Below are 12,419 nucleotides of genomic sequence, written 5' to 3' on the forward strand. Positions count from 1 at the left end.
TTACATGGCCTCGATGTCAGCCCGCTGGTCACTGAGGCGGGTCAGGCTACCCTGCGCATCCCGCAGCTTTTCCTGTTCCTTTTCGACCACTTCGGCAGGAGCCTTGGCGGTGAACTTCTCATTGCCAAGCTTGCCTTCCAGGCGACCAATCTCTTTATGCAGGCGCTCCAGTTCCTTGTCCAGACGCTTGAGTTCGGCGTCCTTGTCAATCAGGCCGGCCATCGGCACAAGCACTTCCATTTCGCCGACCAGTTGCGTGGCGGACATGGGGGCTTTGTCGCCTTCGAACCATTCCAGGCTTTCCAGCTTGGCCAGTGAGCTCAGGAACTGGCGGTTGTCGTCCAGGCGGCGCTGGTCTTCCGCGTCTTTGCCGCGCAGCAGCACCGGGATTTTCTTGGCCGGAGAGATGTTCATCTCGCCGCGAATATTGCGGACGGCAACGATAACGCCTTTCAGCCATTCAATGTCCGCCGCCACGACCGCGTCCTGCTTGCTGCTGTCTGGCTGCGGGAAGGGCTGCAGCATGATGCTGTCACCGGTCTTGCCTGCCAGTGGCGCAATACGCTGCCAGATTTCCTCGGTAATAAACGGCATGATCGGGTGGGCCAGGCGCAGGACGGCTTCCAGTACCCGCACCAGGGTGCGTCGGGTACCGCGCTTGGCTTCCGGGCTGGCGTTGTCATCACTCAGTGCAGGCTTGGACAGTTCCAGGTACCAGTCGCAGTATTCGTTCCAGATGAATTCGTACAGGGCATGGGCCGTCAGGTCGAAACGGTATTGCTCCAGGTAGCGGGTGACGTCCTGCTCGCATTTCTGCAGTTCGCTGATGATCCAGCGATCCGCCAGGGACAGTTCCACCGGCTCGTTGTTGATGCCGCAGTCCTCGCCCTCGGTGTTCATCAGCACGTAGCGGGCGGCATTCCACAGCTTGTTGCAGAAGTTGCGGTAGCCTTCCAGGCGCTTCATGTCCCAGTTGATGTCACGACCGGTGGTGGCCATGGCTGCCAGGGTGAAGCGCAGGGCATCCGTGCCGTGGGCGGTAATGCCTTCCGGGAATTCCTTTTTCGTGCGTTTGCCGATCTTTTCGGCCAGCTTGGGCTGCATCAGGTTGCCGGTGCGCTTCTCCAGCAGGTCGTCCAGGCCGATGCCGTCAATCATGTCCAGTGGGTCGATGACGTTACCCTTGGACTTTGACATCTTGTCGCCGTGTTCGTCGCGGATCAGGCCGGTGACATAGACGGTCTTGAACGGTACCTGCGGGGTGCCATCCTCGTTCTTCATGAAGTGCATGGTCATCATGATCATCCGGGCAACCCAGAAGAAGATGATGTCGAAGCCGGTTACCAGTACGTCTGTCGGGTGGAAGGTTTTCAGGCGTTCGGTGATTTCCGGCCAGCCCAGGGTGCCAAAGGTCCACAGGGCGGAGCTGAACCAGGTGTCGAGCACGTCGTCGTCCTGGTTCAGTTCCAGGTCGGCGGTGAGGCTGTACTTCTGGCGCACGTCTTCTTCACTGCGGCCGACATAGATATTGCCCTCGGCGTCGTACCAGGCGGGAATCCGGTGGCCCCACCACAGTTGGCGGGAGATGCACCAGTCCTGGATGTCCCGCATCCAGGCGAAGTACATGTTCTCGTACTGCTTGGGCACGAACTGGATGCGGCCGTCTTCCACCGCTTCGATCGCTGGCTTGGCCAGGGTCTTGGCGTCGGCGAACCACTGGTCGGTCAGCATGGGCTCGATGATCAGGCCGGAACGGTCACCGCGGGGGACGCTCAGTACGTGGTCTTCTTCGCGCTCCAGCAGGCCGGCTTCTTTCAGGTCCGCGACGATGGCTTTGCGGGCGTCTTCCCGGGTCAGGCCGGCGTAGGCGGCGGGCATGGTGCCATCGAGATCGTTGTTCTCGGTGCCGTCGCTGTTGAAGACTTCGGCCATGGCCCGGATGTTGGCATCCTGGGTCATGACGTTGATCATCGGCAGGTTGTTGCGTTTGCCAACGGCGTAATCGTTGAAGTCGTGGGCCGGGGTGATCTTGACGCAGCCGGAGCCTTTTTCCGGATCGGCGTGGTGGTCGGCGACTATCGGAATCTTGCGGTTTACCAGCGGCAGCATCACGTGTTTGCCGATCAGGTGCTGGTAGCGTTCGTCGTCCGGGTGTACGGCCACGGCGGTGTCACCCAGCATGGTTTCCGGGCGGGTGGTGGCGACGACGAGATAGTCTTTGCCGTCCTGGGTTTTGGCGCCGTCAGCCAGCGGGTAACGCAGGTGCCAGAAGAAGCCTTTTTCTTCTTTGTTCTCCACTTCCAGGTCGGAAATGGCGGTGTGCAGTTTCGGGTCCCAGTTGACCAGGCGTTTGCCGCGATAAACCAGGCCTTCGTCGTAGAGGCGGATGAACACTTCCTGTACGGCTTTGTAGAAGCCGTCGTCCATGGTGAAGCGTTCGTTGTCCCAGTCTACGGAGTTGCCCAGGCGGCGGATCTGGCGGGTGATGGTGCCACCGGACTGTTCTTTCCAGTCCCAGATGCGTTTGATGAATTCTTCCCGGCCGAGGTCGTGGCGGGTTTTGCCTTCTTCGGCCGCCAGTTTGCGTTCGACAACCATCTGGGTGGCGATGCCGGCGTGGTCGGTGCCTACCTGCCACAGGGTGTTGTTGCCCTGCATGCGTTTGTAGCGGGTGAGGGTGTCCATGATGGTGTGCTGGAACGCATGGCCCATGTGGAGGCTGCCGGTGACGTTGGGCGGCGGGATGGCGATGCTGTAGGACTGGCCTTCACCGCTGGGGCGGAAGTACCCTTTGGATTCCCAGTTTTCGTACCACTGGCGCTCGATGTTTTCTGGCTGGTAGGTTTTTTCCATGGGTTTCTGCTGGTGACCGTTTGGTTGATTCACAAGGGAAAATTGAGACGCCTGATTATACATGCTCGCCCTCGCTGCGGCGAACCTCTGTATACACGTAGCTTGCTGATTTGGTGCCTTGCGGAGTCGGAACAGGCTTCCCAAAAACCGCTACAAGCACATCCATGTGCGCTTCTCTCAGGCCATCCATGGCCTTCGAAATTTTTGGGAAGCCTGTTCCGACTCCGCAGATCTGACATTGTGCATTTCGCGGGAGTTCAAGGGCAGCTGCAAACGTAGGTCGGGTTAGCGAAGCGTAACCCGACAACCTAACCGAAACTTACCCCCGCTTCCTCTGATCATGCACCCTCGGCTCAATCCCCAGCGCCCTCAACTGCTTGAAATGCGATCGCGCCTGATTGAGAACATTCGGATCATTGTGTGCCACCAAAGCCAGCCGCTTGAACCGATCGGCATGCGCCGGCAGGGTAGCTGATAGAATGATCACGGTGTCCCAGTCCTCAGCCACTGGCGGGCATAACAGGATGCCAACCGGATCGGTGCAGGTGGTGGCGGAGTCGGGCACAACGCTGTGGGGAATGAACGCGTCCGGGCTGAAGGTCCACAGCAGGTCGTCCAGTTCTTCGGCGTGTTGGGCGGTGTCGCAAACGACGCACACGCGGTCGCCCTGCTGCCAGGCTTTGTCCACGAGTTTGGCGGCGTGGAGGTTGCGGGCGGCGGGGGTGTTCTGGGCGAGGATGTGGAACCAGTAGCGCCGGTTTGGGTCCTCCTGTCCGGAGGTGCCGGCAGCGGCGCTGCCGGGTTCCGGTCGGTTTTCGGGGTTATTTTCCTGCATGGGACATCAGGTAGTCGACCAGCATGGGTACCGGGCGGCCGGTGGAGCCTTTGGCTTTGCCGGAGTTCCAGGCGGTGCCGGCGATGTCCAGGTGGGCCCAGCGGTATTCCTTGGTGAAGCGCGACAGGAAGCAGGCGGCGGTGATGGTGCCGGCAGGGCGGCCGCCGATGTTTTGCATGTCGGCGAAGTTGCTGTCCAGCTGGCTCTGGTATTCATCCCACAGCGGCAGGCGCCAGGCGCGGTCGCCTGCGCGTTCACCGGCGGCCAGCAGTTCGTTGGCCAGTTCGTCGTTGTTGCTCAGCAGGCCGGTGGCGTGGCTGCCCAGGGCGATGATGCACGCGCCGGTGAGGGTGGCCATGTCGACGACTACTTCCGGGTCGAATTTTTTCACGTAGGTGAGGGCGTCGCACAGCACCAGGCGGCCTTCGGCGTCGGTGTTGAGGATTTCGATGGTCTGACCGGACATGGAGGTGACGATGTCACCGGGGCGGGTTGCGGTGCCGCTGGGCATGTTCTCGGCGGCGGCGATCACGGCGACGACGTTGATGTTCGGTTTGGTTTCGGCAATGGTCTGCATCGCCCCGAACACGGCGGCGGCGCCGCCCATGTCGTATTTCATTTCGTCCATGCCTTCGCCCGGCTTGAGGCTGATGCCGCCGGTGTCGAAGGTGATGCCTTTGCCCACCAGCACGTAGGGCTTGTCCTTGGCCTTGCCGCCACGGTATTCCATGACGATCAGTTTGGCCGGCTGGGCGCTGCCTGCGGAAACGGACAACAGGCTGTTCATGCCCAGTTTCTTCATTTGTTTCTCGTCAAGGATCTCAGTCTTGATGACGTCATGGTCCTTGGCCAGTTGTTCTGCCCGCTCGCCCAGCCAGGTGGGGTGGCAGATGTTTGGCGGCGTGTTGCCCAGGTCGCGGGTGAAGTTCATGCCGCGGCCGGTTGCCAGGCCCAGGTTGAACGCATCCTTCAGGGCTTTGCCTGCGGTAGAGGCGGCAACGATCACTTTGTTCAGTTTTCGCGCGCTGGGCTTTTCGCTCTTGAACTCATTGAACGTGTATAGCTGTTCTTCCAGGGTGCGACCAATCAGGTTGAGGCGGGCGCTTTCAGAGCTTACCGCCTCTTCGCCGGTGACGGGGGTATCCGCCAGGGCAATCAGGACGGATTTCGAGGCGCTGTCCTTCAGTTGGCCCATCATGGCGGTCAGGGCCTTGCGGTAATTCGCCGGTGTGCGGTCACTGTCGTTGCCGGTACCAATCACCAGAACCCGTTCCCATGGCTGGTCTGCAACGGGGATCATCGCGGTAGTGGCGTTCTTGCCGGTAACGTCGCCGGCCTTCTGCAGTTTCTTTATCAGCCCGCCAAGAGCTTCGTCCGCCTGGGTGGTGCTGTCAGGCCAGTTACCTTTTTCAGGAAGGGCGATGACGAGGCAGTCTGCCTTGGTGCTGGTGATCGATTTACTGCTCAGGCTGAAGTTCATGGCAACTCCCTTGTTTGATTCTGGTTGAGTGCGATTCTGATTGAGTGCAAGAAGTGATGTAACCTTGCGGGCAATGTCTCTAGCATTGGGGTTTCAGGCCGATTTATCAAGCGGTGACAGTTCCTTAAGCTTCGGCACTGTCAATCAAGCCTGAGGTTACATAGAATAGCCCCGTCGTTTTTCCATCCACTGACAACGATCCGTTCCGGCCAGAGACAACGTTTTGAGCATCGTTTTCCGATACCTTACCCGCCAGACCATGATCAGCATGCTCGCCGTCTCCGGTGTTTTGCTGCTGGTCTTCATGAGTGGCCGGTTTATCAAGTATCTGGCTGAGGCTGCCGCCGGCGAACTGGCCGGTGATGTGCTGTTCCAGATCATGGCGTACCGGTTTCCCGGCTTCCTGGAACTGATCCTGCCTCTCGGTTTCTTCATCGGCATTCTGCTCGCCTACGGGCGAATGTACCTTGAAAGTGAAATGACGGTGCTTTTTGCCTGTGGCATGAGCGATCGCCAGGTGCTCGGCAAAACCCTGCTTGCCAGTATACCGGTGATGCTGACTGTGGGAGCCATGAGTCTGTATGTCTCTCCCTGGGGCATGAAGCAGGTGGAGGCGATTTTTAATGAGCAGCGCAAGGCGACGGAGTTTGAAATGCTGGCCCCGGGGCGCTTTCAGGATCTGGAGTCTGGCGGTCGGGTTACCTATACCGAAGGGTTGAGTGATGACAAGCGGGTGCTGGAGGGCGTGTTCATCGCCGAATACGGTCGTGAAGGGCTGACCATCATCACCGCGGAGTCCGGTTCCCAGCTGATTGATCAGGAGACCGGTAGCCGTTTCCTGATACTGGAAGAGGGCGGGCGTTTTGAGGGGTTGCCCGGTCAACTCAAGTATCAGGTGACGGGTTTTGATGCTTACGGGTTGAAAATCCAGACTGGTGCGGGCGGTGACAAGGAGCTGGAAGAGGGTGTCAGTACCCTGGACCTGATGGCGTCAGATAATCTGGAAGACCGGGCGTTGCTGCACTGGCGATTCACCTTGCCGCTGATTGTTCCCATTGTCACCCTTCTGGCGGTCCGGCTGAGCCGGGTGAATCCCCGCCAGGGTCGTTTCTTTCATTTATTGCCGGCGATGTTGGTTTACATCACCTATCTTGGCCTGTTGATCGTGGCCCGGGATGCGCTCGCCAGTGGCAAGGTGCCGGAATGGATCGGCCTGTTGTGGGTGCACGTGATTTTCCTTGCCCTGGGGCTGTGGCTCCAGTTTGGCCCCGCCTGGATGTATAAGCGTCGTCTGATCAGGGAGGGCCGGGCTCGTGCATAAAATTGATCAATACGTCATGCGCACGGTTGGCGGAGCGATGTTCCTGGTCATGGTGGTCGTGCTCTCACTGGACCTGATTTTCGGCTTCATCGCCGAGCTGGATGACGCCCGTAACGATTACCAGACACTGCAGGCGTTGTGGTACGTGTTTATGACGCTGCCCCGCCGCATCTACGATTATCTGCCCCTGGGTGCCTTTATGGGGTGTCTTGTGGGCCTGGGGGCGATGGCCAGTTCCTCGGAGCTGACGGTTATCCGTGCGGCCGGGGTATCCATTAAACGCATTGTCTGGTCTGCAATGAAGCCCACGCTGATTGTGGTGATGATCGGGCTGGTGATTGGTGAATACGTTGCGCCGCCGGCAGAGCGCATGGCCCAGAGCCAGAAAGCGATTGCCCAGGGGGCCGGGGAAAACATTGCCACGGCATCGGGTATCTGGCATCGCGAGGGGGATGTGTTCATGCACCTCAACGCCGTCAGCCCGGATGGCGAACTGCAGGGCGTTTCCCTGTTCCGTTTCGACGCTGACCGCTGGATGCTCTCGGCCAGCTTTTCCGAGCGCGCGACCTATCAGGGCGATCACTGGCGGCTGGAGAACGTAAGCACCACGGTGATGGGTGAGGATCAGCTGACCCAGGAGATCCACGAGACCCTGCGCTGGGAAACCGGGCTTTCCCCTGACGTACTGAGCGTGCTCATCGTCAAGCCGGAAAATCTGCCGATGACCGGGCTATATACCTACGCCAGTTATCTGGACCAGCAGGGACTGAGTTCGGCCAACTACTGGCTGGCGTTCTGGAAGAAAGTGCTGATGCCGCTGGGTACTGCAGTGATGGTGCTGGTGGCCATTTCCTTTATTTTTGGGCCCTTGCGTTCGGTGACCATGGGGTTCCGGGTCTTTACCGGCCTGATCGTCGGGCTATTGTTCAAGTACATGCAGGATCTGCTCGGCCCGATGAGTCTTGTCTTCGGCTTTAACCCGGTGCTGGCCATTCTGTTGCCCATCGCGATCAATGCCGCCGTTGGTGCGGTTCTGATGCGACGGGCGGGGTAAGACAGGGTGAGACAGTAACGCTATTTTTTCTCGGGTTTGGGTACCCGAACCACCACGCTGCCTGAGATGCGGTCGGTAACGGACAGGCCGTTAATGGGCCAGAACAGAGACAGCATGGCCGGTATGGTGATCATCAGGGTAATCACTCCCAGAGAGTAAGAGGCCAGCAGCGTTAAGAAGAAAATCGCTGCGGCTGTGGCGTAGCGGAGCAGGGCCTGTGACCAGCTCACGGACGTGCCATCCAGGTTTTCGATGCGAATGCGCCAGACCTGCATGGCCAGTGTCTGGCCGGTGCGTGTCCAGAAATAAGCGAAAAACAGGTACAGCACCAGGAACAGTATAAACGTCAGCAGCGGGTCGCCGCCCAGGGCACCGCTTTCAGCCATTTCCTGATAACGATCCCACCCCGTCAGCCACCCGGCTATCATGGTGTAAATCCAGGTTGCTACCAGCAGCACGGCAATGCAGATCAGCCCATCGTAAATAATGGTCAGAAGTCGTTTAATAAACGTGGCGGGTGGCAGCAATTCCTCGGCGTCATGAAAGCGTCGGGGCATGGGGTCTCCTGTGATGTTTCACGTTTTTCCTGTTCTCGGCGTGTGCTAGAGTAGCGGATTTGCACACGCATGTAAGTATGTGTTCTCAATCGTGGACCCCGACGGGTTTATAGAAGGGTATCAAAGGGCTATGAAAACCGCAGAGTTGCGACAGGCGTTTCTGGATTATTTCAAGCAGCAGGGGCACGCCATTGTGCCGAGCAGTTCGCTGGTACCGGCGGACGATCCCACTCTGTTGTTCACCAATGCGGGGATGAACCAGTTCAAGGATCTGTTCCTTGGCCGTGAAGAGCGCGATTACACCCGCGCGACCACCTCCCAGAAATGCGTGCGTGCCGGCGGCAAGCACAACGACCTTGAGAACGTCGGTTACACCGCGCGTCACCACACCTTTTTCGAAATGCTGGGTAACTTCAGCTTCGGCGACTACTTCAAGCGCGAAGCAATCAATTACGCCTGGACGTTTTTGACCGGTGACGACTGGCTCAAGCTGCCCAAAGACAAACTGTGGGTCACCGTCTATGCCTCGGACGATGAGGCCTACGACATCTGGAACAAGGAAATCGGCGTTCCGGCTGAGCGCATTGTACGCATTGGCGACAACAAGGGCGCGCCCTATGCCTCCGACAACTTCTGGCAGATGGGTGACACCGGTCCTTGCGGCCCCTGTACGGAGATTTTCTTCGATCATGGCCCGGATGTGGCCGGTGGCCCTCCCGGCAGTCCGGAAGAAGACGGCGACCGTTACATTGAAATCTGGAACGTGGTCTTCATGCAGTACAACCGCACGGCTGACGGCGAAATGCTGAATCTGCCGAAGCCATCGGTGGATACCGGCATGGGGCTTGAGCGCATTACCGCTGTCCTGCAGGGCGTTCACAGCAACTACGAAATCGACCTGATGCAGGATCTGCTGGCAGCCGCTTCCGGTATTCTGGGCGGTGTCGACACCACCGAAGCATCGCTACGGGTGGTTGCCGACCATATCCGTTCCTGTGCGTTTCTTATTTCCGACGGCGTTATGCCTTCCAATGAAGGGCGCGGTTTCGTTTTGCGCCGAATCATTCGCCGTGCCGCTCGCCATGGCAACAAGCTGGGCGCTACCCAGCCGTTCTTCTACAAGCTCACCGGTGCCCTGGTTGAGCTGATGGGGGAAGCCTATCCCCAGTTGGTCAGCAGCCGCAAGCAGATTGAAAAGGTGTTGCTGCAGGAAGAAGAGCAGTTCGCCAAGACCCTGGACAAGGGCCTGCGCCTGCTGGAACAGGACATCGCGGAACTCAAGGGCGACGTCATTCCCGGTGAGACGATTTTCACCCTGTATGACACTTACGGTTTCCCGGTGGACCTCACCAATGACATCGCCCGCGAGCGTGGCCTGTCCCTGGACTATGAAGGCTACGAAAAGGCCATGGAAAGCCAGCGGGAGCGCGCCCGTGCCGCCAGCAAATTTGGTATTGATTACAACGCCGCAGGCCTGTCGATTGAAGGCAAGACGGAGTTTACCGGTTACGAGCAGATTGATGGCCATGAAACGATTCGCACCGTCATTGTGGGCGATGAAGAAAAAGCGGCCGAAGCCGGGGACGAAGCGGTTGTGGTGCTGGAACGTACGCCGTTCTATGCGGAATCCGGTGGTCAGGTAGGTGATACCGGTCTGTTGACCTGGAGTGGCGGTCGTTTTCAGGTAACCGATACCCGCAAGGAAGGGGATAACCACCTTCATATTGGCACCGTCATTGAAGGCGAGCTGTTCTCCGGGCTGGAAGTAGACGCCCGTATCGATCATGCCCGCCGCGAGCGCACCAAACGCAACCATTCTGCCACCCATCTGTTGCATGCCGCTCTGCGTAATGTGCTGGGCGAGCATGTCAGCCAGAAGGGCTCGCTGGTGGATCCGGATAAACTGCGTTTCGACTTCTCCCACTTTGAGGCTGTTACGCCGGCGCAGTTGAAGGAAATTGAGCGCCAGGTGAATGAGCAGGTTCTCGCTAACACGCCGGTACAGACGGAAGTCACCGACATGGAGCAGGCTCAGGCAAAAGGTGCAGTAGCACTGTTTGGCGAGAAGTACGGTGACACCGTGCGGGTGCTGAGCATGGGTTCCGATAACTTTTCCGTCGAGCTGTGTGGTGGAACCCATGTGGCGCGTACGGGCGATATCGGCCTGTTCCGGATTACCTCTGAAAGTGGCATTTCCTCAGGCGTTCGCCGTATTGAAGCCGTCACCGGCTTTGGCGCCCTGGAGTGGGTGGACGAAACCGAGCAAACCCTGAAACAGGCCGCCGGGCTGGTGAAGGGGGCCAGGGAATCGCTGATCGAGAAAATTCAGCAAACCGTGGATCGGAACCGTCAGTTGGAAAAAGAAGTGACCGCCCTCAAGGCCAAACTGGCCAGCTCCGCCGGTACCGATCTGGCGGGTTCCGCGGTTGAGGTGGGCGGCCTGAAAGTCGTCGCTTCCGAGCTGGAAGGCGCTGACCGCAAGGCGTTGATGGAAACGGCGGATCAGTTGAAGAACAAGCTTGGTGAAGGAGTTGTGGTGCTGGCCAGTGTCGAAGATGGCAAAGTCACACTGGTTGCTGGCGTCACCAAGTCTGCCACCGGCAAGATCAAGGCCGGCGATCTGATGAAGCATCTCGCGGCACAGGTGGATGGCAAAGGTGGTGGCCGTCCGGATATGGCCCAGGGGGGTGGTAACGACCCTTCGAAGTTGGCGGACGCCCTTGCAGGGGTGCCTGGCTGGGTTAAGGAAAATATTGCATAGGCAACTGTTGTGACGGTGGGCAGGCGTTTATAATCCTGCCCGTTTGATTTTAAGTGGCGGGGCAGGCCCCGTCTTCGTCCTATTCTGGATACCGGGAAGAAAATGGCTCTGTTGGTTCAGAAATTCGGTGGTACATCGGTAGGGACTACCGAGCGTATTCAGGCGGTGGCCGAGAAAGTGGCTCGCTTCCGCCATGAGGGGCATGATGTGGTTGTGGTGGTGTCCGCCATGAGCGGTGAAACCAACCGCCTGATCGCATTGGCAAATGACATTATGGAAGAGCCCACGCCCCGGGAAATGGACGTGCTGGTATCGACCGGTGAGCAAGTGACCATTGCGCTGCTGTCGATGGCATTGCAGAAGTTGGGGTGTACCGCGCGATCCTATACCGGGTCACAGGTCCGCATCGTGACCGACAGTGCCCATACCAAGGCCCGCATCAAGCAGATTGACGAGCAGCGTATGCGCGAAGATCTGGATGCGGGCAGGGTGGTTGTGGTTGCCGGCTTCCAGGGCATCGACGAAAACGGCAACATCACCACACTCGGTCGTGGCGGTTCGGATACCACGGCGGTGGCGCTTGCTGCGGCGCTGAAAGCGGACGAGTGTCAGATCTATACCGATGTGGATGGGGTCTACACAACCGATCCCCGTGTTGTCGACAGTGCGCGGCGGCTGAAGCAGATTACCTTTGAGGAAATGCTGGAAATGGCCAGCCTGGGCTCCAAGGTATTGCAGATCCGTGCCGTTGAGTTTGCAGGTAAGTACAATGTTCCGTTAAGGGTCCTTTCCAGCTTCCAGGAAGGTGAGGGCACCCTGATTACTCTTGAGGATGATGACGCCATGGAACAACCGGTCGTTTCCGGCATCGCTTTTAATCGCGACGAAGCCAAGGTCACTATTTCCGGTGTGCCCGATACACCTGGCAGCGCTTTGCGTATACTGAAACCAGTCAGTGACGCAAATATTGAAGTTGACATGATCGTGCAGAACGTAGGGGAGGACAATCGCACCTCCTTTACCTTTACGGTTCACCGTAATGACTTCAAGCGCGCGCAGGAAGTGCTGCGGGGCGTGGCTGATGAGTTGGGTGCCCGGGAAGTCGGTGGTGACAGCAAAATCGCCAAGGTCAGCATTGTTGGTGTCGGTATGCGTTCCCACGCAGGCGTTGCAACCAGGATGTTTGAAGCTCTCTCCCATGAGGGTATCAATATTCAGATGATCTCCACGTCCGAAATCAAGATTTCCGTGGTGATTGATGAAAAGTATCTCGAGCTTGCGGTTCGTGCCCTTCACAGTGCATTCGAACTGGACAAGCCTGGGGTTGAAGAAGCCTGATCAAGCGAAGCACAGGTCGGTTCGCTCAGGTTATCTGAAAAAAGGGCGTCATTTGCTGTGCCTTTGATGCAGTTGTTCCGTATAAGGGATTGTGCGTCTTTTGAGAGGCAAGTGGCCCCACTATAAAAGCAGGAAGTTCATTTTTCGGAACAGGTAGCTCTGAACAAGGGAGAACAGGATATGTTGATTTTGACTCGCCGCGTTGGCGAAACTCTGATGG

9 protein-coding genes are annotated in these 12,419 nt (G+C 58.3%); 4 read left to right on the forward strand and 5 right to left on the reverse strand.

What is annotated here, in order from left to right:
• The 3 genes from ACQUWM_RS17915 to ACQUWM_RS17925 form a co-directional block, all read right to left on the reverse strand.
• The gene (locus ACQUWM_RS17915) at positions 1-2,853 is read right to left on the reverse strand and encodes a valine--tRNA ligase (protein WP_428923018.1); all 2,853 of its coding nucleotides are present in this window, start codon (positions 2,851-2,853) and stop codon (positions 1-3) included.
• A 319-nt stretch (positions 2,854-3,172) separates the two neighbouring features.
• Positions 3,173-3,688, reverse strand: coding sequence for a DNA polymerase III subunit chi (locus tag ACQUWM_RS17920; protein ID WP_407000906.1), 516 nt, complete (start codon positions 3,686-3,688; stop codon positions 3,173-3,175).
• Positions 3,675-5,168 carry a leucyl aminopeptidase gene (locus ACQUWM_RS17925; protein WP_407000905.1) on the reverse strand — a complete coding sequence of 498 codons (1,494 nt, stop codon included), beginning with the start codon at positions 5,166-5,168 and terminating at the stop codon, positions 3,675-3,677. The genes ACQUWM_RS17920 and ACQUWM_RS17925 overlap by 14 nt, the downstream gene beginning before the upstream one ends.
• Positions 5,169-5,391: 223 nt before the next feature.
• On the opposite strand from ACQUWM_RS17925, the gene lptF reads away from it, so the two are divergent.
• Positions 5,392-6,489, forward strand: coding sequence for an LPS export ABC transporter permease LptF (gene lptF, locus ACQUWM_RS17930; RefSeq protein WP_407000903.1), 1,098 nt, complete (start codon positions 5,392-5,394; stop codon positions 6,487-6,489).
• Positions 6,482-7,543, forward strand: a complete 1,062-nt coding sequence (lptG, locus tag ACQUWM_RS17935; protein WP_407000902.1) for an LPS export ABC transporter permease LptG — start codon at positions 6,482-6,484, stop codon at positions 7,541-7,543. The genes lptF and lptG overlap by 8 nt, the downstream gene beginning before the upstream one ends.
• A 20-nt stretch (positions 7,544-7,563) precedes the next feature.
• Here the strand turns inward: lptG and ACQUWM_RS17940 are convergent, their stop codons facing one another.
• A complete protein-coding gene (locus tag ACQUWM_RS17940; RefSeq protein WP_428923019.1) occupies positions 7,564-8,100 on the reverse strand; it encodes an RDD family protein in 537 nt (178 codons plus the stop codon).
• A gap of 130 nt (positions 8,101-8,230) precedes the next feature.
• Between ACQUWM_RS17940 and alaS the strand changes: the two genes are divergently transcribed.
• Both alaS and ACQUWM_RS17950 read left to right on the forward strand, forming a co-directional pair.
• A complete protein-coding gene (gene alaS, locus ACQUWM_RS17945) occupies positions 8,231-10,861 on the forward strand; it encodes an alanine--tRNA ligase (RefSeq protein ID WP_428923020.1) in 2,631 nt (876 codons plus the stop codon).
• Positions 10,862-10,963: 102 nt separating this feature from the next.
• Positions 10,964-12,199, forward strand: a complete 1,236-nt coding sequence (locus ACQUWM_RS17950) for an aspartate kinase (protein ID WP_407000899.1) — start codon at positions 10,964-10,966, stop codon at positions 12,197-12,199.
• Positions 12,200-12,224: 25 nt separating this feature from the next.
• Here the strand turns inward: ACQUWM_RS17950 and ACQUWM_RS17955 are convergent.
• A partial coding sequence (locus ACQUWM_RS17955; RefSeq protein WP_428923021.1) for a hypothetical protein occupies positions 12,225-12,419 on the reverse strand: 195 nt, incomplete at its 5' end.

The sequence above is a fragment of the Marinobacter sp. DUT-3 genome, from assembly GCF_050379435.1.
GTDB lineage: Bacteria > Pseudomonadota > Gammaproteobacteria > Pseudomonadales > Oleiphilaceae > Marinobacter.